Genomic DNA, 22,511 nt, shown 5'->3' with positions numbered 1-22,511 from the left:
CTGCCGGACTCCGACCGCGGGACCGGCAAGGGGTGATCGATGGACACACTCGCAGGAATACTGCCCGGCGGCTACTGGGACGGCGAGGGCAGGCTGCACCGCAGCTTCGAGCTGGCGGCGCTGACCGGCCGCGACGAGGAGCTGCTGGCCCAGGCTTCGGACCGGCCGCCGGCGGCGCTGGTCACCGAGCTGCTCGCCCGTGTCCTGAAGAGCCTGGGCAGTATCTGCCCGGTGCCGGAGCAGGTGGCCCGCCAGCTGTTGGTGGGGGACCGGCAGTTCCTGCTGCTGCGGCTGCGGCAGGCGACCTTCGGCGACAGCGTGCGTGCCGGGCTGGTGTGCCCATGGGCAGATTGCGGCAGGCCGGTTACCGTCGAGTTCTCGCTGACTGACCTGCCGGTGTCCGAACCCGGCGACAAGGGCCCGGTCTACCGGCTGACCCTGTCGGCGGCCGCGGCGCCGGACAGCGGCGACGTCGGCCGGACGGTCAGCTTCAGGCTGCCCACCGGAGCGGACCAGGAAGAGCTTTCCCCCTGGCTGGCCGTGAACGAGGCCCGGGCGCTGACCCTGCTGCTGGAACGGTGTATCCGGGAGGTTGGCGGGTCCGCGCCGCCCGGCCGGGAGCTGGTGGGGGCACTCTCGCCGTTGGCCCGGGCCGAGATCGAGGAGCGGATGCAGCAGCTGGCCCCGGGCATCGAGGAGATGATCGAGGCAGGCTGCGCCGAATGCGGGCGTTCGTTCCTGGTGCCCTTCGACGTGCAGCGGTTCTTCTTCGGCGAGCTGCGCGCGGACAGCGGGCTGCTCTACCGCGAGGTGCACTATCTGGCGTACCACTACCACTGGGGCGAGCAGGAGATCATGGCGATGACCCGTGGCCGACGCCGGACCTACCTGGAGGTCCTCGCCGACGAGATCGAAAGGCTCAACGATGGCGCCTGAGGGCTATCTGGGCCGGGTGCTGGCCGGCGGCGCGCGGCCGTTCCGCTACCGCAGCGGTGCCGCGCGGCTGCTCGGCGCGGCCGGTACCGACGGCCCCTGCCTCGTGCCGGTCCGGATGCCCGGGCTGGTCTTCGCCTATCTCCGGCGGGCGCCCGATGGTGCCCGCTACCAGCCGGAGGCCGGTACGTGGGTTTCGCCGGCCTGGCCGCCGGATTCCTTGGCCCTCGCGCCGGAGGAAAGCCTGTCGGCGGGTCTGGAGCCGGAGGACGGGTATATTCCGTCGCCGCCGCTGCCGCCGTCAGCCGGCCGGGCCGGCGATGGGCCGGACCTCCGCGGCGGCAACCATCCGGATGCTTGGCAGCCGGCCCCGGCTCGGGAACCTGCCACCGGCTTGCCCTCGATCCTCGTGCCCGGGCACACGCCTGGGGGGCGTCCGAAGCCGGCGGGAACCGCGCCGGACCCGTTCACCGCCCGGCCGCCCGGGCCGCAGGTCCCAGACGCGGCGTCCGACGATGCCGGACCGGACCGGTACCCTGTCCCGCCGCGGCCGAGCGGCGGCGCTGCCGGCCCGGCCGGGACGGGCGGTCCGTTGCCCGGCGCCGGCCGGCAGGTGCCGGTGTCAGGCGCGCCCGGAGCGCCGACGCCCGGAACGCCGCTGCGTGGAGCATTGCAGCCTGATGCGCAGCCAGGATCGTCGGGCCTGGGCCGCCGGCCGCCGGCGGCCGGTGCGGCGACCGCGGCCTGGCCGGAGCTGGCTTCCCAGCCGGCGCAGCCTGGGCCCGGTCCGGAACCCGGGGCCGGGCCAGCCGCCTGGGCGGCTGCCGGTACCGCGGGCCGGCCCGGGCTCCCGGTACCGGTCCCTGGCACCGGTCCGGTGCCGGGCCTCCGCGCCCGTCTGGTGGACGGGGCGCCTGGCCGGCCGGCCTCCGCGGCAGTCCCGGACCAGCCGGTCGCGCGGGCCGCCGGGGCGGGCCCGGCGCAGCCGGATCCCGGTCGGAGCACGGCCTGGTTGCCGGACCCGGAGCCGCGGCCGCCGCTGTCCCCGGAGCGGCCGGACCTGCCCGACGACGATGGCCTGGTGCCGCCGGCCCCGTTGCCGGAAGCACAGGCCCCCGGGTACCGGGCCGGGGACGCGTGGGGCGGCAGCCCGGCCTTTTGGGAGCGCCGCTTCCTGCGCCGGTGGCAGACCGGAGTGCTCCGATGAGCGTCTCGACAGCCATCGGCATGGTCAGCACCTCGCTGCGCAACCTGCTCCGGGGCGAGATGCGGCTGACCCCGGAGGTCGATGTGACGGTGCTGGCACCGGACGAGACCGGCAGCAGCCGGCGGGTCAACCTTTTCCTGTACCGGATCGAGGAAAACGAGTACCTGGCCAACCAGGATGCGCTCGCCGGGCCCGGGAACCGGCTGGTTCCGCCGCCGCTGTCGCTGAGCCTGTTCTACCTGATGACGGTGTACGCCCCGAACGATGCCGCCGGCGGGAACGTCACGGCGCACGAAATCATGGGCGAGGCGATGCGGGTCTTCCGGCAGCATTCGCCGGTTCCCCGCGGCCACCTGGACCCCGGCCTGGCCGGTGCCCGGGAAGAGCTGCGGATTGTCTGCCGGAAGCTGGACGCGGAAGAGCTCAGCCGGATCTGGGCCACGTTCTCCCAGCCGTTCCGGCTCTCGGTGCTTTACCAGGTCGCCACGGTCCAGCTCGACGCCGTGCCGCCGGCACCGCTGCCGGTTCCGGCACGGGTGCGCGCCGTCGGCGTTCCAACCGTGCGGCAGCCGGCCGCCCCGCCGGCGATCCTGGACATGTCGCCGGCGCACGGGCCCGGCGGCAGCTCCGTCAGCTTCACCGGCGTGAACCTCGCCGGCTGGCGGGTGGCGGCGAGCATCGGCGGCCGGACCCTGCTCGACGCCGCCGCCGAGGGCAACACGGTGGCCGCCGTGGTCCCGGCGGATCTGGGCCCGGGCGTCTACGAGGTGCGGGTGGAAATTCCCGCGGCGTTCCGGCGCACCTTCCTGTTCGAGGTGGCGCCATGATGGCCGGCCCGTATGCGGACAACTACGAGCACCTCCGCGACGAATTGCGCCGCCTGGATGCACGGATCCGGCTGCGGACGCTGACCTGGCCACTGCTGAACGAGGCCGCGCCCCAGTCCCAGCTGGAGCGCACGGTGTTCATTTCCCCCGACGAGGTGACCTGGCTGCTGGACCGTGGCCCGGAACCGGGCCCGGACAGCCCGGCCGCCGCGGCCGCCCGCGGCATCCTGGACGAGCTGGGCGAAACCATCGGCGGGCGGACCGCGGCCAGCCGCGACGCCGGGGTGGACCTGGCCCTGCCGCGGCTGGCGGAGCTGTTCGGGCTGTCGGACGTCGAACTGCAGGCCATCGTGGTCTGTCTGGCACCGGAGCTGCGGTCCAAGTACGACCGCCTCTATGCCTACCTGCAGGATGACATCACCCGCAAACGGCCCAGCGTCGACCTGGTGCTGGACCTGCTCTGCGGGACCGAAGACCGTCGCTGGACGGCCCAACGGATCTTCGGGGAGACCGCCGCGCTGCAGCACTGGGGGCTGCTGCAGGAGGTGGCGGACCCGAACAGTCCGTCCGGATCGAGCGGACTGGCGCGGTTCCTGCGCCTGGATCCGCGCATCTGCCGGTTTGCCCTGGGCGATCAGCGGATCGACGGGCGGCTCGCCCGCGTGGCCCGGCTGCGCCGGCCGCCGCCGACGGAACCGGCAGCGGATCCTGCCGCAGCCGTTGCCGTTGAAGGGTTGCGGCTGGACCCGGATCCGTCCGCGGACTGCCGGCAGGTGCTTTACCTGCAGGGGCCCGAAGGGGTCGGCAAGGCCGAACAGGCGCTGCGGCTCAGCGCCGCCGCCGGGCTTGCGCTGCTCATCCTGGACGCCGAGGCCCTGCCGGCGCTGCCGCCGGACCAGGCACAGGACCTATTGGTGGCAGCCTGCCGGGAGTCCGCCCTGCAGCGCAGCGCGCTGTACCTGGAGCGAGCGGACGCACTGCTGGGGGCACCGGGCCGGGCGGTGTTGAAGTCCCTGGGCCGGCTGGCCGCCGAACGCGGCGGGCCGATCATTCTTGGCGGCGAAGTGCCTTGGCGTGCCAACGGAATCTTCGATCCGGCACACTTCGGGACCGCCGCCGTGCCGGTGCCCGGCGCCGCCGAGCGCGCCGCTCTCTGGCGCCGGCAACTGGACGGCAAGGCGCCCGCAGCGGCGGACTGGGCCGAAGACCTTGCCTGCCGCTTCGTCCTCACCCCGGCGCGGATCCGGCAGGCCGCCGCCGCTGCGGAAGAGCAGAGCCGCCGCCTGTCCGCGGCGTCCGGTCCGAGCCTCGAGGAGTTCGCGGCAGCCTGCCGGCACCAATCCAGCCAGCAACTGGGCGACCTGGCCGTGAAGGTGGACCCGCGCCACGGTTGGGAGGACCTGGTCCTGCCGGATTCCAGGACCGCCCAGCTGCGCGAGATCTGCGCCCAGGTCCACCAGCACTACCGGGTGTACGAGGCGTGGGGCTTCGGCCGGGAACTCAGCCGCGGGAAGGGCCTGAGCGTGCTGTTTGCCGGTCCGCCCGGCACCGGCAAGACCTTGGCGGCCGAAGTCCTGGCCCGCGAGGCCGGGCTGGGCCTGTTCGAGGTCGACCTGTCCGGCGTGGTCAGCAAGTACATTGGCGAAACCGAGAAGAACCTGGCCCGCATCTTCGACGAGGCCCGCACCGGCAACGCCATCCTCTTCTTTGACGAGGCCGACGCCCTGTTCGGCAAACGCACTGAGGTGCGCGACGCCCACGACCGCTACGCCAACATCGAGACGAGTTTCCTGCTGCAGAAGCTGGACGAGCACGAGGGGATCGTGCTGCTGGCCTCCAACCTGCGCAGCAACCTGGACGAGGCCTTCACCCGCCGCCTGCGTTACGTCGTCGATTTTCCGTTCCCGGATGCCGCCTTGCGCCGGCGTATCTGGGAATCGCACCTCCCGGCCGAAGCTCCGGTGGCCGACGACGTCGACTGCGGGGCGCTGGCGGGCGAGTACGCCATCGCCGGGGGCAGCATCAAGAACATCGTCCTCAACGCCGCCTTCCTCGCGGCCGCGGATGGCGGCATCATCACCGCCCGGCACATCCGGCTGGGCACGCGCCGGGAATTCGAGAAGCTCGGCAAGCTCTGGACCGAACAGCCCGCGCCCACGGAGGTGGCACCATGACCGGCGTGCCCGGTAAGCCCAGGATCCTGCACGGGGCCTTCGTGGAATACGGCCTGAGCCTTCCGCCGCTGCTGGTGGTGTTCCAGTACAACCCGCTGCAGCTGACCCGGAACCGGGAGCTGGTCTTCGCGCCCCCGGCCCAGCCCACGCCGCGGGCCACCCGTGCCCGCCCCAACCCGGCCGCACCTGCGCCCCGGCCGCTGCGGGATTTCCATGGCCGCAAGGAATTCGACGACCTGAACGAACTGCGCAAGCAGCAGCTCGTCACGGTGCAGGAGCAGACCATCGGGTTCGACGTGCGGCTGGACGCGACGGACAAGCTCAACGACGGCGACGGTTTGGCCGGGCAACTGGGCATCGCACCGCAGCTGTCCACCTTGGAGTTGATGGTGCAGCCGAAGGGGGAAGGCGTGCTGGCCGGCCTGGTCGGCGACCTGCTGGGCCAACGCCAGGACTTCATCCATCCCCGGCGGGCCAACCCGCCCCTGATCCTGTTCATCTTCGGCCGCAAACGGGTGCTGCCGGTCAATATCAACAGCCTGCACATTACCGAGACCGAATTCAGTGCCGACCTGAACCCGGTCCGGGCCACCGTGGCGGTCAGCCTGACCGTGATCGAGGGCAACAACGCCCCGTTCCTGGCCTCCCACTTGATGACCGAGGCCATGTCCATGCTGAACCTGGCCAACATCGGCGATGCGGCCAACGTGGTGATCCCGGGATGAGCGCCATGTCCGGCAGACACTCCCGGTACCGGCCGCCGGCGGCGGCGGCAGCCCCCGACGCGCGCGGCAGGACACCCACGGCCACGGAGCTGCGCCCGTTGCCCCCGGTGACCGGACAGTTCCTGCATACCGTGGCCGAAGGAGAACGGCTCGACCAGCTGGCGTACCGCTACTACGAGGAACCGCTGGTCTGGTGGCAGATCTGCGATGCCAATCCCGGTTTCCTCTCGCCGCTGGCCCTGCTGGGGCAGGAGGCGTTTGTCAGCGTACGTTTCCCGGTTGGCCTTCCCGCCGGCGGCCAGCTCCCGGAATGGCAGCCGGTGTTGCGCGCGCTGGCCGGAATCTCCGGCGTCGAAAGGGCCGCTGTGCAGGAGGACATCGAGTACGTGGGGAACGGCCCCCAGGTCCAGGAGCGCTTCAGCCGGGCGCTGCTGGTGACCTACAACCGTCAGTGCACCGGTACCGAGGCCCTGATCGGCGCGATCACGGCGGCCGGGTTCAGTGTCGGGCCGCCGGCGGCCAGCGGCCAGCCGGGCCGGCCCATCATCATTCCACCGCCCGGAAGGGGGTAGCTGCGGCGCCATGGAACAGGAGAAACTGCGCATCGAAATCGGCGGCGAGGAACTGCCGGAACTGTACGACGACCTGGTCACCCTTGAAGTCGAGCTCGACGACGAACTGGCGGGCATGTTCCGGATCAGCGTTGCCGTGCCGCAGCGCAGCGACGGCACCTGGCCCTGGCTCGACGACGAGCGGATCCGGCTCTGGCAGCCGGTGGTCATCACTGCCGGATTGGGCGACGAGCAGGAAAAGCTGTTCTCCGGCTACATCACCCATCTGCGGCCCGGCTTTCCCGGCGGACCCGACCAGTGCCAGCTGGAGGTCTGGGGCATGGACGCCAGCGTGCTGATGGACCGGCAGACCATGCTTAAGGACTGGCCCAACCGCAAGGACAGCGACATCGCCGCGGAGGTCTTCTCCAGCTACGGGCTGGGCTCGGAAGTGACCGACACCGGCGTCGTCCACGATTCCGGCGTGTCCACGATCATCCAGCGCGAGACGGACATCCGCTTCCTCAAGCGCCTGGCCCGGCGCAACGGCTTTGAATGCTACCTCTCGGGCACCATGGGCCACTTCGGGCCGCCGGAGCTGCACCGGTTCCCGCAGCCGGTGCTGAACGTGCAGTGCGGGGAGGAAACCACCGTCACCCAGCTCTCCCTCGAGGTCAACGCCGTGGCGCCCTCGGCCGTGGCGATGGCGCAGCTGGACCAGCTGGGCAAGGAGATTCTCGATGTCGCTGTGGAGAAGACCAGCTTGAAGCGGCTCGGTGCGGATCCGCCGGCCTCCTACCTGCCCGCCGGTATGAAGGCCGGACTGACCCGGCTCGGCCAGACCGTCACCACCGGACGGAGCGAAATGGAAATCCTGTGCCAGGGGCTGTATGACCGGGGCGAGTGGTTTGTTACCGGGGAGGGGGAAGTGGCCGCCAACCAGTACGGCACCATCCTGATGCCCCGCCGGACCGTGACCGTCAAAGGCATCGGGAAAAACTACAGCGGCGTCTACTACGTCTCCCGGGTCACGCACGTGTTCACCCCCAGCGGCTACACGCAGGTCTTCACGGTCCAGCGCAACGCCCTGATGCCTGCCGGATCCGAGAAGTTCTCCGGCGGGCAGTTGCCGGAACTACCGATGTGAGGAGCGGATGCCATGGACCTGGAACGTGTCGTCGCCGACCTGGTGGAGAAGATCGACCGCCGCTACTACGGCAAGTACCGCGGCATCGTCGTCGACAATGAGGACCCCAAGGGTCTCGGCCGGCTCACCGTGCAGGTGCCCAGCGTGCTGGGGCCCGAGGTGGTGACCGGCTGGGCCAAAGCCTGCGTACCGTATGGCGGTGCGGACCAGCAGGGCTTCCTGTTCATCCCCGACCGCGGCGCGGGCGTGTGGGTCGAATTCGAGGAAGGCGACCTGGAATTCCCCCTCTGGTCCGGAGCATTCATCAGCGAATCCGGCGGTACCAGCGAGGCGCCCCGCCCCGACAGCGGCGCGGGCCAGCCGGGCCGGGCCGGCAGCAAGATCATCAAGACCGGCCAGGGACACACCCTGCAGTTCCAGGACTCGGCAGACCAGGCGTCGATCCGGCTGCACGACGGCGTGAACGGCCACCAGATCGTCCTCGACGCCGACGGCGTGACGGTCACCGACGGCATTCACGGCCACCGGATCACCCTCACCGCCGACGGCGTGGCCATCACCGGCGGCCCGGCCAACGGCAACAGCTTGGCGATGGACTCCACCGGCATCACCGTGCGGGACCGGAACGGCAACACGCTGCAGCTGGGACCGGCTGGCATCCAGGTAGGCGGCGAGGTGGAAAAGATGGTTCTCGGCACCACGTTCAAGGCCAACATCGCAGCCTTCATGGCGGCGCTCTCCACGCACACGCACATCGGCAACCTCGGTGCCCCCACGTCCCCGCCGGTGCTGCCGATGAGCCTGGACGTTCCGCTTTCGCCCAGGAACTCGGTCGGGTAGGAGGAATCCCGTGGCAATGGTGATCGGCACCGTGGACGCAGATGCAGGCCTGAGCAAGGCCATATTCGAGCAGATGGACCGCCTGCTGGCGCCGCCGCTGCAGCAGGCCGTCGATGCGGCGACCGGCGACGCCAAGACCAAGGCGCAGGAGGCACTGGATGCGGCGCGGAAGGGGTGGAAGCAGTTGGCCTTCGCCATTGCCACCGGCGTCGTCACCCATCTCACCGCCAACATGGAGATCACCGGGATCCAGACCAGCGGCGACATCGCGGCCACCGTGGCCGGACAAACCGCCGCGGCACCGCCGGGGCCGCATCTGCACGAGGTCAACCTGACCGGCGCCCAGCGGGGGGCCACCTTCACCCAGAGCGGTACCGGACTGGGCCACGTTAAGTAACCGGACGCAGGGAGAGCGGACTGATGGCAACGGGATTCGGATTCCCCTTCGGCGTCACGCCGGACGGGATGATCGCACGTCAGGGCGGCGAGGACGCCGGCATCCGCGGCAAGATCGTGCAGGTGCTGTTCACTGCCCCCGGTGAACGGGTCAACCAGCCGGACTTCGGCTGCGGACTGCTGAACCTTGTTTTCGACCCGAACAATACGATCCTGGCCGCCGCCGTCGAATTCACCGCCAGCCAGAGCCTGGCCCGCTGGCTGGGCAGGGAAATTGCCGTCAGCGGTGTGGACATCACGGCCCGGGACGAAATGCTCACGGTCGAGGTCGCCTACGTGCGGCGCCGGGATGCCGCCCGCCAGGCCGTGCGGATCCAATTCAGGTGAAAAAAGGGATAAGCAGCGGAGGTGGACATGGCCGAGATCGCAGACATGGACGGGCAGCCGGTGATCGACTACACCGGCCGCGACTACGAGGGGATCCTGAAGGCGCTGCGCGGACAGGTGCCCCGCAAGCTGCCCGAGTGGCAGGACTACCTGAACGAAGCCGACTTCGGCAACGTGCTGCTGCAATTGTTCGCCCACCTCGGAGACGTCCTGAGCTACTACCAGGACCGGGTTGCCAACGAGAGCTTCCTGGCCACCGCAACCACCCGGCGCAGCGTCATCGAGCACCTGCGGCTGATCGGGTACCCGATGCGCACCGCCGCGCCGGCTGCGGCCATGCTGACCATATTGGTTCCGGCCGGAACCCGGATCCCCGAACCCATCAGCCTCGGCCGCGGTGCCGCGTTTGCCACCAGGAGCCTCGGGGACAGGCCCAGCATCAGGTTCGAGTACACCGGTGAAGCGTCCCTCGTCCTGGACTTCCGGCCCGTCGACCCGGGCGACCCTGACGGTCCGGCTGCCGCAACGGTACCGGTGGAGGAGGGCCGGCTGATCTCCGGCGAAGTGCTGGGCCTCGCCGACGGCTCGCCGGACCAGCGGTACGTCCTGGCCCACGGCGGCCTGATCCTGCCGCCCTCCGGGCAGCAGGCAGGCGCGGGCGTCACGCTCGATACGACGCAGCGCGGTGCGCCGCCCCAGCGCTGGAGGTTCAGGGATACCCTGGCGTTCAGCGGGCCGGCAGACCATGATTTCAGCATCGACATCGACGAGAACGACCAGGCCACGCTGAGGTTCGGGGACGGCACGTTCGGCGCAGTGCCGCTGCGCGGCGCGGCGCTCGCGGCAAGCTACCGCATCGGCGGCGGGCTGGTTGGAAACGTGCCCGCCGCCGCGATCACCAGCATCGTCAACGCTCCGGCGCTGGCGGTCCTGGGCGCCAAGGTGACCAATCCGCTGCCCGCGACGGGCGGCGCGGACCGGGAAACCATCGCCCACGCCGCCCGGCACGCGCCGTCGGTGTTCAGGTCCCTGCACCGCGCCGTCACCACCGCCGACTATGAGGAGCTCGCGCGTACCTTCCACGGCGTCGGCAAAGTGCGCGCGAGCGCGGCCGGCTGGAACCGGGTCACGCTGTATGTCGCTCCGTCCGGCGGGGGCCGGGGAGACGGCAAGGTCAGCGACGTCCTCGAACTGGGCCTGAAACGGTATCTCGAAGACAAACGGATGCTGACCCAGATCATCGAGGTCGAGGATGTCGACTACGTCGAAATCTTCGTCACCGCCGAGGTCGGAGTCGAAAGCTACTATGTGCGCGAGGATGTCCGGGCGGCGGTCGAGCAGGCGGCGTCCGCGCTGCTGGACTTCGAGGCCGTCGGCTTCGGCGAAACCCTCTACCTCAGCCGGTTCTATGACGCCATCCAGAGCACGCCGGGGGTCCTCTTCGCCAACATCACCGAGTTCCGTGCCGGCGAGCCGGTGCCGTTCGCAGCGGATGGGCGGATCGGGCTGGGCGAGAACCAGGTCCCCGTCCCGCCGGCTGATCCCGGCTATGCCGCGGGCATCAAGGTGCTCTTGGTCCGGCAGGCGGGCAGCTGATCATGCGCCTCTCGGAGATCACCGCCCTGCCGCACCCCGGCGGCAACCGGATCGACCTGTCCTGGCGCTATCCGGAGGCCGGCGCCGGGGCGGGGCCGGACCTCCCGGACATCCGCATCCGACGTGACCTCGGCAGCCATCCGGTGCGGCCCGACGACGGCGTGCAGGTGGCCGAGGTGCCGGCCGGCGGCTCCGGCACCGTGGCCGATACCGGACTGCAGGGCGAGACCGTCTACTACTACACGCTCTTCACCCGGGCCCCGGGCGAAGCGGAATTCACCGCGGACCCGCACAACCGCGTTTGCGCCATGGCCACCTCGCCCTACGGCTTCGCCGGCCACCTCTACGGGCTGCTGCCGGCCATCTACCGCCGCTACGACGCAGCCGCACCGGTGCCGGCGGCACTGGCACCGGAGGATGCGGGCAAGGGGGTGCTGCAGCGGTTCCTCGAGCTGCCCGGCACCCAGCTGGACCAGCTGTACAGCCTGGCCCGGGCCGCGCTGGACCTGCACGATCTTGATCGGGTGGACGGGCGGCTGCTGCCGCTGCTGGCGCAGTGGATCGGCTGGCGGACAGATTTCGGCCTGCCCGTGCGCGCGCAGCGGCAGGAGATCAGGTTCGCTCCCTGGATCTACCGGTGCACCGGCACCCTGGCGGCCCTCGAGGCGACGGCCCGGCGCGTGACCGGCCTGCCCATCCGGACCAAGGAATTCGTGCACAACGTCGCCTGCACCAACCAGCCCGAGCGGCTGAACCTGTGGGCGGTGGTCCGCGATGACGCCGGCGGTGCGTGGGGGACCCCGGGGCTGGTGTCGGTGAACTTCGCCTACGAAGGCCGTGCCGCGCACGTGCGCGAGGCCGACGGCTCCGAGCTGTTCTTCTACCACACGCACCGGCGCCACGGCTGGGACATCTGGGCCAAGCCGCGCACCGCCGACGGGACCTGGGCACCCAGCGCCCCGGTGGTCGACCGCACCGGTGTCGACAAGCACCCGGCGGCAGCGCGCGCGGGGCAGCGGCTCTGGCTGTTTTGGGAAACCCGCAATCCGGCAGATCCGGCGCCCCGCTGGCGCATCGGCTTCCAACTCCGGAGCGACGACGGCGGCTGGTCCCCGCCGCAGGTCTCCGGCCAGCCGGGCACCGGGTTCCTCGGCAGCGGCGATGCCGAGCGCCGCCACCCCTGTGCGGCGGCGGACGACGCCGGGGGAGTGTGGCTGTTCTGGCAGGAATTCTCCGCCGGCCGGTGGCAGATCAGGTACAACCGGCATGACGGCACGCGGTGGCAGCTGGAGGATCCGCGGACGCTGTCCGGGGACGCGGAGCCGGGCAGCCAGGAGGACCTCTTCCTGCTGGTCCGTCCCGCCGGTGCCGGCGGCCGGCTCTGGCTGTTCGGGGCACGTCAGGAGCCCGCCGGCCCGGCACCGCAGACCCGGTGGAGCGTAGTCTACCGGGTCAAGGACGGCCTCGATCCCGGCCAGGCCGGCGACTGGCAGGCCGCGCGCCTGCTGCCGAAGCCGGCTCTGCCGGTCCACGACCGGGAACCGGCGGCGCTGGCCGGACCGGACGGCGGCATCGAACTTTTCTTTGCCTCCACCCGGTCCCCGGCAGGGCCGGAGGATGAGGGCGGCTGGTCAGTCTTCCGGACCCAACTGGCCGATCCCGCCACGCACGACTGGGCGCCGGCGCAACCAGCCGCCGTCGGGCCCGTGTCGCAACGGGCACCGCTCGCGGTGCGCGGTACCGGCGCCACGCTGCTGCTCTACCGCTCCAGCGAACCGCTCATCCATGCCGCCGCCGGCGAGGCCAGCATCCCCGACACGCGCTATGCGGGCACCACCACCTACGCCGGCCACCGGAAAGCCCGGGCCGGCAGCTTCGGGGACACCGGGACCTATACCTATACCCGCTCCGGTGGCGGACCGCAGCGGGATGGCCGCATCGCCCGGGACGCCGTCGGCATCTTCCTGGCGAAGCCGGAACGGCCAGTGGGGCCGGATCAGCCCGTGGAGCCGGAGGGGGACGAGGCGGCGCCGTCGCGGCTGGCTGCGGTGCTGCCGGAATTCCTGCCCATCAATGCCCGCGGCATTGTCATCGGGCCCTAGACAGGATGAGTCGGGCTCCGGCCCGGCCGGTGGCAACCATTGTTCGAGAGGAGAGTGACGGCGAGGCAATGAGTGACTTCTCGCGATCCCCGCTGGAGCTGCTGCTCGAGAACCTGGCGAAAGGCTACATCGGCCTGCACATCGAACAGGGCGTGCCGATCCTGGACCGGGACCTGAACCTGCTCCAGGACCTGCTCGCCGCGGACATGCGGCAGCTGTTCTCCCGCTATATCGGCAACGGGCTGGCCTCCGACGCAGGGGACGGCTTCGGCATCCAGGCCCTGCCGGCAGGGCAGGACAAGAACGACTTCAGGATCACCGGCCCGGGGTCCTGCCTGGCCGGCGGGATCGAGGCCCGGATCGCGGCCGCCACCAGCTACCGCCAGCAGCCCTTCGGCGGGCCCGCCCCGGAGCTGACCGCTCCCACCGAGGCCCAGCCCGATCCGCGCACCGACATCGTCTACCTGCAGGTGTTCCTTGCCGAAGTGGACGGCCTGGGGGATGTTTCGCTGGGCAACAGCGAGGACGTAGGCATGCAGACCTCGGTGCGGCTGAAACCCGAGTGGACGGTGCGGGTCGCCGAAGGGGTGCCGGTCCCCGGTCCCGAACCGGGCCACATACACTATCCGCTGGCACAGCTGCGCCGCCGCCGCGGCGAGGACTCCATCACTGCCGGGACCTTCGTCCTGGCCGGAACCACGCTGGAACGGATCAGCGACCTCCGCCAGCGCAGGCTGACGCTGTCCCACCTCGAAACCCGGCTCAGCCTGCTCGAACGGGTGCTGATCGCGCCGACCTTTGCCCAGGACCGGCCGCTGCGGCCCTTGACCGGGCAGGTCCACCAGCAAATCACCCTGGCCGGGAACAACTTCGACAAGGGAAGCATCGAGGTCTTCTTCGATGACATCCAGGCTCCGGTTGCCGCCACGCTCTCCTCCAGCGAAATCGTGGTCCTCGTCCCCGGCGGCCTGACTCCCGACGGTACCGGCCGGAGCGTCAGGATCACCGTAGCCAACGAAGTGGCCTCGGCCGTATGCGAGAAACTGTTCGGGGTCCGGGCCGGGCCGGTCTTCGCGTCCCCGCCGGATCCGCAGTTCTCCCCGGCCAGCGGCATGGCCGGCACCGAGGTGCTGCTCTCCGGATTCAACTTCAACGCCACGGGGCTGACGGTGCTCTTCGGCGGGAAGAAGGGCAACGTGGTGGGCGAGCCGGCCAACACCTCGCTGAAGGTCCAGGTACCCGACGGGCTGGCCGCCAACTCGCTGGTCAAGATCAAGGTGCAGACCAGCCAGGGCGAGGCCGAGAGCACCGACGACTTCCGGGTGGGGCCGCCACCGCCGGTCATTACCAGCTTCACGCCGCCGTCCGCGGCCGTCGGCGACCCGGTGATCCTGCACGGCCAGAACTTCGACGTTCCCCCGGTGCGTGTGTTCTTCACCGTCGAGGGCTTCGATCCGGTCCGGGCCGGGCTCGCCAATCCAGCCACGGCGGACCAGATCACGGTGGAAACACCCGAACTGATCTTCGGCGCGGAGCCGCAGCGGCAGGCCCGGATCACGGTGTCTACCGGTGCGGGATCCGCCGTGAGTGCCGGGCTCATTACCGTCAGTCAGGCCTAGCGGCGGGAGGATGCCATGGTGTTTGGGTTGTTTCCGGATCCGGCGGCAGGCCCGCTGCCGGTGGCCGCGGGCGGGAGGGCCGAGGCTGCGTTCGGGCAGTTGGCGGGTGCGCCGCTGCCGGAGTTCGCCGGCGTCTATGAGCGGATGATGTTCATCCGGGTGGCGGTGCTCGGCGGGACGGTGGCCCCCGAGGTATCGGTGCGGGCGGGGCGGGGTCCTTTGGTGGCGGTGTCGGCAGCGAGCCGGCCGGTGTTCCGCGCCACGGGTCCCGGGGGTGCCGGCACCGGGTTCGTGGGGGATGTGTTCCTGGTTCCGGGGCCCGGCGGGGTGCCGCAGGTGGCGGTCGGGTTCGACCGGAACACGGTGGAGGACTGGGCGCTGGGGATCCGGAACCTGGACCCGTCCGCCGACCGGCTGTTCACCTGGGTGGTGGCCGACAATCCTGCCGAGGTGGTGCAGCCGTGGGTGGATCCGGCGTCCTTCGTCCCGGCGTTTGCGCCGGCAGCGCCGTTTTCTCCGGACCGGGGCACCCCGGGTACGCCCGTAGTATTGCACGGGACGAACTTCGACCTCGGTACCCCGAGGACGTTCTTCGGGGGCCTGGAGGCAGTGCCGCTGGCCCCGCCGGCAGCGGGGCAGCTGAGCATGGCCGTCCCCGAAGGGCTGGTGGCCGCCGGCCAGCCGGGCGCCGACGTCGGGGTGACGGTCGAGACCGGTGCCGGCACCGCGACCGCCGCCATCCCCTTCCACGCCGAGCCACCCGAACCGGGTTTTGCCGAGCCGCCCTTCACCCCGGAAATGGCCCGCCTCGGGAGGAAGCTTGTGCTGCACGGCCGGAATTTCGACTTTGCTCCTGTGGCAGTGGAGTTCCGTGCGTTGGAGTTTTTCGACGATCCGCCCGCTCCTGTTGCCGGGGAGGTCCTCGGCACCCCGGGCCCTGCCGACATGACCGTGCGGATACCGTCGGATGTTTTCGTCCTTGGTCCGATCGGCAAAATCTCCGTGACGGTGACGACTGCGGGAGGTTCCGTCACCTGCGCCCAAGCCCTTCGGATCCTGGTCGGTCCACCGGTGCCGACCCTTGAGGATTTCAGCCCCTCAACTGTCGAGGTCGGCAGGGAGGTCACGCTGAACGGCCAGGAATTCGACTTTTCTCCAGTGACTGTGACATTCACGGTGGAGGGTCGTGGCGAGGTTCCGGCTGTGCTCCTCGAGCCGCCGTCAGCGACCCGGATCAGGGTGACGGCGCCCGACCTTGGCCCGGAAGCGGAGAACCAGGCCCGGATCACCGTGCGGGGCCAGTTTGGATCCAGTACAAGCGCAGAAGTTATCACTGTCACCCGCCCCGCTGACTAGGAGGAGTCGCCATGGGTTTCAAGCAGTTTCCGGATCCGCAGGTGACACCGCTGACCCTCGGGTCCGGCGGCGGCCGGCTGGATTCCCCGTTCAGCCAGCTCGCCGGTGCCCCGTTGCCGGAATTCACCGGGATCTACGCGCGGATGATGTTCATCCGGGTGGCGATGATCGGCGGATCCGTGCCGCCCACAGTGTTCCTGCGGGCGGGGCAGGGCCCCGCGGTGGCGGTCTCGACGGCGACCCAGCCGGTGTTCCGGTCCACCGGCCCCGGCGGTGCCGGCACCGGCTTCGTCGGCGATGTATTCCTGGCCCCGGGATCGGGCAACGTCCTCCGGATCCTGATGGGATTCGACCGGGACACGGTGGAGGCCTGGACGCTGGGGATCAGGAACAATGATCCGGTGTCCGACCGGCAGTTCACCTGGGTGGTGGCCGACAACCCGGCCGACGCCGCCCAGCCCTGGGCGGATCCGGCGTCGTACGCCCCGGGATTCGCCGCGGTGCCGTTCACCCCGGACAGCGGCGCGCCGGGCACTTCCGTGGTGCTCCACGGTACGAACTTCCATGTCGGCACCCCCACGGTGACCTTCGGCAACAAGCCCGCGGCGCTGCTCGCCCCGCCGGCCCCGACGGCGCTGACCGTGGCGGTGCCGGAGGATCTCGTGACTCCGGGGCAGCCGGGCGCGGACGTGCAGGTCAGCGTCAGCACCAGCGCCGGTACCGCCGTCTCCGGGACGGGCTTCCACGCGCTGCCACCGCCCCCGGTCTTCGCGGCCGAGCCATTTACTCCTGCCGTCGCCAAACCGGGCCAGATCCTGACCCTGCACGGGAAGAACTTTCACTACGGACCCGTCCAGGCTGGCTACGGCTTCGTCAGCATGGGCCCCGGGCCGGGAGGTTCCTCCGGGGGCAGCGGCGGGATCATCGACCCGGCTTCCCCGACCGAGTTCACACTGCAGATGCCGGGGGAGGACATCAGCAATCCCGAGCAAATCTTTCCCCTGGTTGTGAGGGTTTCGATATCCACCGCCGGCGGCACAGCCCAGTGTCCCGGGCCGGTGATCGTGGTGTTCCGGGGATGAAGATCAGGTAGGCGGAGGCATCAAGCGAAGGAGACGCGCATGGCGATTGAGCGGGTGGGTCCTGAACGGATGGGGCCTGTCCGGCGCAGCCCGGTGCCGGCGCAACCCGGGAGCGTGCCGCACCGTCCGGTTCCGCTGCAGCGGCGGCTCGGTAACCAGACGGTGATGCGGCTTGCCGGCTTCCACGAGCCGGAGGCGGGGGCCGCGCCCGCGCATGACCCTCATCAGGACCAGGCGGAGCACGAACCCGCACTGGGCCCGGGCCACGTGCTGCCGGAGGACCTGCGGGACCGGCTGGAACAGGCATTCGGCACCGGGTTGGGCCAGGTCCGGATCCATCACGGGCCGGAGGCAGCCAGGCTGGCCGGGCTGATCGATGCCCGGGCCTTCGCGATCGGGCGGCACATCGGCTATCCGGCGGCGGTCTCGCCGTACACCGCCGAAGGCTACCGGTTGCTGGCCCATGAGGTCGGCCATGTGCTCCAGCAACGGAACGTGGCGGGCAGCCCGGAGCGCACGAACCGCGGCGATCTGCTTGAACTGTCGGCGCAATGGGCGGCAGTGCAGGCGGCCTCCGGCCGGCTGGTGGGCGTCCCCGCAGCCAGTGCCGGGCCGCTGTTGGCGCGGGACGGTACCTTCCGTCCGGTCGACTGGGCCGAATCCGGTATGGACTGGCTCGGGCAGAAGGCCGTGTCCGCCAAGGAGGCCGGCTACAAGTGGATGATCGCCGCCATCCGGGACCTGCACCGCTCGGGCATCGGCAGGCTGCGAAAGTACGGAGATACTCTGACCGTTACCCAGCGTTCACAGTTCGAGGTCCTCGTGACCGCCGTGGATGTCATCTTCACCATCCTGGAAGGCCTGGTCTACGCGGTCGTGGGGATTACGGCCGGATTCATTACCGGCATCCTGCAGATGGTGGTGGGCCTGGTACAGATCGTCCTCGGGGCGGCGGAGGGGATTCTTAAGTTCCTGTGGGGCTTTGTCGACGGCGGTAAGGCCTTCGACGAATGGGCCACCCGGGTGGTCAGGACCATCGCTGCCATTCCTGCTGCACTTGGTGCCTTCGTCACCGACTGGCGGGCGAAGTTCGAGAAGGCCTCACCCGAGGAAGCCGCACTGATGATCGGGGAGCTCACCGGGCAGATCCTGGCGTTCCTGGCCACCCTGGGCATCTCTGCCGGGAAGGCCGGCAGCGCGGCACAGGCCGTCAAGCTTGAGGCACGGCTGGCCCGGGTAGCGCAGGCGGTGCTGGAACCGGCGTCGGCGGTGACTACTGCCGGCGTGGTGCTGCCGGCGGCCGCGGAGGTTACGCCGAAGGCGGCGGCGCTGGCGAGCAATATCGTCAAACAAGGCGGGGCCGCGGCGAAGGCCGGCACGGTGGTGGCAGCCAAGACGAAGGGAACCGTTCCCAGTGTCGCGGAACGGCTCGGCAAGCTCGAACCGCGGATCGAGGCCCTGAACAACGAAAAACTGTATGACCGCCTGCAGGAACTGAAAACGCTCCACGAGACCAATCCCAACTCGGGTGACCTGGCCCCGGGACTCAAGGACCTGGAACGGGAGGTTTCGCTGGCCGAGGAGGCACCCAAGGCAGGCGCCGGAACCGAACCCGGTGCGTCCACGCGGAAGACTCCGGGCAGGCCGCAGCCGCGGCAGATGGAGGCGGGCAATTTTGCGCACGAATGGCTGGAGGAGTTGCGCAACGAACTCACCGTGGATGCTCCGCCGGGCTACGAGGCCCTGCAGCAGGAGGGGAAGATCATTCCGTTGGACGAAATGCCCAACGGGCTGCAGGCGGAGGTCAAGCTGGGGGCGACCGCCAGGGCGGACCGTGTCGGGGCGGTTATCTACGAGGTCAAACCCAATACGCCGGCTTCCATCGATGCCGGGCTCATCCAGGTTGACGAGTACGTCAGGCTGGCCAATGACACGAAGTATCTGGGCCGCAGCGACTGGACCGGCAAGGTGGTTGTCTATGACGCGGAGGCGGCCAGGAACTTTATCCCGTAGGCCACAGAACCGTTGGGAGGTGCGCTGTGGGGTTTGGATTGTTTCCGGATCCGGCGGAGGGTCCGTTGCGGTTGGACGCCGGCGGGAGGGCCGAGGCCGGTTTCGATCAGTTCGCGGGGGAACCGTTGCCGGAGTTTGCCGGGATCTATGCGCGGATGATGTTTATCCGGGTGGCGGTGCTGGGCGGTGCGGTGGTGCCGGAGGTGTCGGTGCGGGCCGGGCAGGGGCCGGCGGTGGTGGCGGGGGCGCAGAGCCGGCCGGTGTTCCGGGCCACCGCTGCCTCCGGTGCCGGGACCGGGTTTGTCGGGGATGTGTTCCTCGTGCCGGCACCGGAGGGCGTGGTGCAGTTCGTGGTGGGGTTTGACCGGGATACCACGGAGGAGTGGGGTCTGGGCATCCGGAACACTGATCCAGGCACGGAGCGGTGGTTCACCTGGGTGGTGGCCGATAATGATGCGGAGGTGGTGGATCCGTGGGCGTGGCCGCCCGCGTGGGTGCCGGAGATCGAGCAGATGAACCCGAGGCAGGGGGCGCCGGGTACGGAGGTGGCGCTGACCGGGCGGACCTTGCTTCTCGGCACACCGCAGGTGTTCTTCGGGGATCGGGAAGCGGTGTTGCTGAGGAAGCTGCCGTTGGCACAGGCTCTGGCCGTGGCGGTTCCTGAGGGGCTGGTGGCCACGGGGCAGCCGGGCGCGGATGTACCGGTGGCCGTTCGCACGGCTGCCGGGAAGAGCGACGACGCCGTGACCTTCCGCGTCCTGGCGCCGGAGGTGGTGCTGGTCGGCCACCCGGACCACGGCCTGGCCGGGATCGCCGGCCAGCTCCGCGGTGAAGGCAGCATGACCGTGTCGATCGGCCCCGAAGGTCTGTCCGACAGCACCGGCCTGCTGCTCTCCGTCGTGGACTGCCGTGACGGTCCCATGCCCGCGCTGCGTGAATCGCTCCGGGCGCTGGATGGCCGGGTCGTGGCCCGGGCCGCGGTCCTGCTCACCAATACGGACACGTTGGACCCGGAGCTGGCGGACTTGGTCGAGCTGGAGGTCCTCGAACTGCATGCGGCGGTCGGGATTGCACCGCTGGAATCCGGCAATGTGATCAGGCTGCCGGGGCAACAGCTCGTTCCGGAAGTCGGACGCGTGCTTGCGCAGCCGCGGCGGGACTTCCATGTCGTGGTACCCGCCTAGCCCGGCGGCGGTGCCGGTCCGTCGAGGCCGGCAACGCGGACCGGCACCGGCCTACTCGACGGGCTGGATGTTGTGGTTCATCCGGAAGACGTTGTCCGGGTCCCAGTGGCGCTTGAGTGCAATCAGCCGCTCCAGCTTCTCCGGCCCATAGACCGAGACGGCCAGCGACCGCGGATCCTGCCCGGGCTCGGCGCCCATGAAGTTGATGTACTGGCCGCCGGTGGCGAACGGCCTCATATCGGTGGCGAAGCCGCGCACGAAATTGATCCGCGCGGCGTCGTCCGCGGCGTCGTTCCAGAAGCCGTAGATATTGAGCCAGAAGCGTGCGGACCGGTTTGGGAACGGGGTTGCGTCTTCCGGAACCGTGCCGTACGTCCCGCCCAGATGATGGATGTCGAACGCCGTTCCGTGCCAGCTCTGTTCCGCCGCCCGGGCGACAATGAGCGCAATCACCTCGTCGTCCAGCCGGTCGAAGGACGTGTTCTTCCAGTAGGCCCGCACGCCTTTGGGGAACAGCTCATCCATCGCCGACTGCCACTGCACCCAGCTGCTCGGCTCCACCACTTCGGTATCGGGAGGAGCTGCCTGCCGGAGCCTGTCCAGGACCGGCCGGCCTGCGGCCTGGTCCCGGGCGGTCCAGCAGAAACCGATGACCAAGATGGGTTCGCTGCCCAGCTCCCAGTTGGGCGGCGGCACCAGCACCGTGATGATGGAGGTCATCTCCTCCGGCAGCTCCCGCGTCCACTCCTCCCAGGCGTGCAGCGCGATGGTCCAGTGTTCGGGGCCGAAGTAGATGAGGTTGCCGGAGAATACTGCTTCCGGCAGGGGCCGGGCGCGGAAGGTGAAGGCACTGGCCACGCCGAAGTTCCCGCCGCCGCCGCGCAGGCCCCAGAACAGTTCCGGATTCTCGGCGTCGCTGGCGGTGACGGTGCTGCCATCGGCCGTCACCAGGTCCACCGAGAGCAGATTGTCGGCCGCGAGTCCGTTGGGGCGGGTCAGCCAGCCGAAGCCGCCGCCCAGGGTCAGCCCGGCGACGCCGGTGGAAGATACGACGCCGGTGGGCACGGCCAGCCCGTGCGGTGCGGTGGCGGCGTCCAGGTCGGCCAGCGTGGCGCCCGGCTGCACCCGCACGGTGCGCCGGTCCGGATCCACCTCGACCTTCCGCAGGCCGCCCAGGTCCAGCACCAGGCCGGCATCGACGGTTCCGTTGCCGGCGACATTGTGGCCGCCGCCGCGGACGGCAAGCGGAAGGCGGTTCTCGCGCGCGCAGCGCACCACCGGAGCGATGTCAGCCTCGGTGCCGGCGCGCACGACGGCGGCCGGCCAGCGTTCGATCATCCCGTTCCAGACCCGGCGCGCCTCGTCGTAGCCGTCGTCGCCGGGCAGCAGCACGGTGCCGGCTACCTCGTCCCGCAGGCTGGCAATGGTCTGTTGATCCAGAACTGTTTCGTCACTCATCAGGCACCCTCCATGCGCCCGCGCAGGCGGCTTCCGGGCGCGCCCGCGCGGGAAGTATCCGTGATGTTCCCCGGCGGCGGGGCCCGGCCCGTCCTGCGGCCGGGGCCCGCCGCCCAGGTTGCGGCTTGGGCCGGCTCCTCCAGTATGGGCACCCTCGGTGGCCAGCGGAAGAGCGGGCGGCACCGGCGGTTCCCGCCGGCTGGACAAATTGCATATCCTTTTTCGGCAAGAGGTGGCAGGATGGCGTGCGGCCGCAGGCCGGAGAGGATACTGTGCAAATCGATACGCTGGACTCGCAGATTGTGACGCTGTTTGCCGAGGACCCCCGGATGTCCGTGCTGGAGGCCTCGCGCGTGCTGAAGGTTGCCCGGGCGACGGTGCAGGCACGGCTGGACAAGATGCAGCGGGCGGGCGTGATCGCCGGCTGGGGCCCGCGCATCGCGCCCCGGGAACTGGGCTACGTGGTCAAGGCCTATTGCGCGTTGACGATCCGCCAGGAGGCCGGCCACGATGCGGTGGCCACCGCGCTCGCCGATATTCCCGAAGTGCTGGAACTGCATACCGTCTCGGGCGAGAACGATCTGCTGGCCTGCGTGGTGGCCCGCTCCAATGCCGACCTGCAGCGGGTGCTGGACGAGATCACGGCCACGAACACCGTGCTTCGTTCCTCCTCGGTGATCGTGCTGAACAGCCACTTCGAGGGCCGCACCCTGCCGCTGGTCCAGGCCGCCGCGGGGGAGGACCGGCCGCGCGGCGCGGCTGCCCTCCCGTAGCCGGACCAACGTGCCCGCTTTAGGGCCGGACAAAGTGCGCACGTTCCGGATCTGCCCATTGCGGCCGGCCTGATACTGGGCGGATTGGCGCGTGCGCACAGGGAGCCGGCGGCAGATTATGACCCCGCGCCAAAAAAGAGA

The 22,511-nt window shown here is 70.2% G+C and carries 19 protein-coding genes; 18 read left to right on the top strand and 1 reads right to left on the bottom strand.

Translation table 11 applies throughout. The annotated features are described in order from the left end of the window. The first annotated feature begins 39 nt into the window (after positions 1 to 39). The 17 genes from LVY72_RS10960 to LVY72_RS10880 all read left to right on the top strand — a co-directional run bounded on the left by LVY72_RS10960 (position 40) and on the right by LVY72_RS10880 (position 20,139). Positions 40 to 936, top strand: coding sequence for a T4 family baseplate hub assembly chaperone (locus LVY72_RS10960; RefSeq protein WP_237820711.1), 897 nt, complete (start codon positions 40 to 42; stop codon positions 934 to 936). After that, complete coding sequence (locus LVY72_RS10955) at positions 926 to 2,140, top strand: hypothetical protein (RefSeq protein WP_237820709.1); 1,215 nt, start codon at positions 926 to 928, stop codon at positions 2,138 to 2,140. Before LVY72_RS10960 ends, LVY72_RS10955 begins: the two co-directional genes overlap by 11 nt. Then, positions 2,137 to 2,967, top strand: a complete 831-nt coding sequence (locus LVY72_RS10950; RefSeq protein WP_237820707.1) for a Pvc16 family protein — start codon at positions 2,137 to 2,139, stop codon at positions 2,965 to 2,967. The genes LVY72_RS10955 and LVY72_RS10950 overlap by 4 nt, the downstream gene beginning before the upstream one ends. After that, complete coding sequence (locus LVY72_RS10945) at positions 2,964 to 5,141, top strand: ATP-binding protein (RefSeq protein WP_237820705.1); 2,178 nt, start codon at positions 2,964 to 2,966, stop codon at positions 5,139 to 5,141. Before LVY72_RS10950 ends, LVY72_RS10945 begins: the two co-directional genes overlap by 4 nt. Then, complete coding sequence (locus LVY72_RS10940) at positions 5,138 to 5,866, top strand: hypothetical protein (RefSeq protein ID WP_237820703.1); 729 nt, start codon at positions 5,138 to 5,140, stop codon at positions 5,864 to 5,866. Before LVY72_RS10945 ends, LVY72_RS10940 begins: the two co-directional genes overlap by 4 nt. Before the next feature lie 5 nt (positions 5,867 to 5,871). Continuing rightward, complete coding sequence (locus LVY72_RS10935) at positions 5,872 to 6,438, top strand: tail protein X (protein WP_237820701.1); 567 nt, start codon at positions 5,872 to 5,874, stop codon at positions 6,436 to 6,438. A gap of 10 nt (positions 6,439 to 6,448) precedes the next feature. Beyond that, positions 6,449 to 7,564, top strand: coding sequence for a phage late control D family protein (locus LVY72_RS10930; protein ID WP_237820699.1), 1,116 nt, complete (start codon positions 6,449 to 6,451; stop codon positions 7,562 to 7,564). Positions 7,565 to 7,576: 12 nt separating this feature from the next. Beyond that, a complete protein-coding gene (locus tag LVY72_RS10925) occupies positions 7,577 to 8,404 on the top strand; it encodes a phage baseplate assembly protein V (protein WP_237820697.1) in 828 nt (275 codons plus the stop codon). 10 nt (positions 8,405 to 8,414) lie between these two features. Continuing rightward, complete coding sequence (locus LVY72_RS10920) at positions 8,415 to 8,801, top strand: hypothetical protein (protein ID WP_237820695.1); 387 nt, start codon at positions 8,415 to 8,417, stop codon at positions 8,799 to 8,801. Between the two features lie 23 nt (positions 8,802 to 8,824). Further along, positions 8,825 to 9,187, top strand: a complete 363-nt coding sequence (locus LVY72_RS10915; RefSeq protein WP_237820693.1) for a GPW/gp25 family protein — start codon at positions 8,825 to 8,827, stop codon at positions 9,185 to 9,187. A gap of 27 nt (positions 9,188 to 9,214) precedes the next feature. Continuing rightward, positions 9,215 to 10,783, top strand: a complete 1,569-nt coding sequence (locus LVY72_RS10910; RefSeq protein WP_237820691.1) for a baseplate J/gp47 family protein — start codon at positions 9,215 to 9,217, stop codon at positions 10,781 to 10,783. Between the two features lie 2 nt (positions 10,784 to 10,785). Further along, positions 10,786 to 12,885: a phage tail protein gene (locus LVY72_RS10905; protein ID WP_237820689.1), complete on the top strand. Its 2,100-nt coding sequence runs from the start codon at positions 10,786 to 10,788 to the stop codon at positions 12,883 to 12,885. A gap of 68 nt (positions 12,886 to 12,953) precedes the next feature. After that, positions 12,954 to 14,504: an IPT/TIG domain-containing protein gene (locus tag LVY72_RS10900; protein ID WP_237820687.1), complete on the top strand. Its 1,551-nt coding sequence runs from the start codon at positions 12,954 to 12,956 to the stop codon at positions 14,502 to 14,504. A gap of 15 nt (positions 14,505 to 14,519) precedes the next feature. Continuing rightward, positions 14,520 to 15,860, top strand: coding sequence for an IPT/TIG domain-containing protein (locus LVY72_RS10895; RefSeq protein WP_237820685.1), 1,341 nt, complete (start codon positions 14,520 to 14,522; stop codon positions 15,858 to 15,860). 11 nt (positions 15,861 to 15,871) lie between these two features. Next, a complete protein-coding gene (locus LVY72_RS10890) occupies positions 15,872 to 16,942 on the top strand; it encodes an IPT/TIG domain-containing protein (RefSeq protein ID WP_237820683.1) in 1,071 nt (356 codons plus the stop codon). Positions 16,943 to 16,981: 39 nt separating this feature from the next. Beyond that, complete coding sequence (locus tag LVY72_RS10885; RefSeq protein ID WP_237820681.1) at positions 16,982 to 18,955, top strand: eCIS core domain-containing protein; 1,974 nt, start codon at positions 16,982 to 16,984, stop codon at positions 18,953 to 18,955. A gap of 65 nt (positions 18,956 to 19,020) precedes the next feature. Beyond that, complete coding sequence (locus LVY72_RS10880; protein ID WP_237820679.1) at positions 19,021 to 20,139, top strand: P-loop NTPase family protein; 1,119 nt, start codon at positions 19,021 to 19,023, stop codon at positions 20,137 to 20,139. A gap of 51 nt (positions 20,140 to 20,190) precedes the next feature. On the opposite strand, the gene LVY72_RS10875 is transcribed toward LVY72_RS10880, so the two are convergent. Continuing rightward, a complete protein-coding gene (locus tag LVY72_RS10875) occupies positions 20,191 to 21,597 on the bottom strand; it encodes an FAD-binding oxidoreductase (protein ID WP_237820677.1) in 1,407 nt (468 codons plus the stop codon). Between the two features lie 272 nt (positions 21,598 to 21,869). Here LVY72_RS10875 and LVY72_RS10870 point away from each other — a divergent pair, with 272 nt between their 5' ends. Further along, positions 21,870 to 22,370 (top strand): Lrp/AsnC family transcriptional regulator, encoded by a 501-nt coding sequence (locus LVY72_RS10870; protein WP_237820675.1) that lies wholly within the window; start codon positions 21,870 to 21,872, stop codon positions 22,368 to 22,370. Positions 22,371 to 22,511: the final 141 nt, after the last annotated feature.

This window comes from Arthrobacter hankyongi, assembly GCF_022012395.1.
Taxonomy (GTDB): domain Bacteria; phylum Actinomycetota; class Actinomycetes; order Actinomycetales; family Micrococcaceae; genus Crystallibacter; species Crystallibacter hankyongi.
This window is presented reverse-complemented; position numbering and strand designations above follow the sequence as displayed.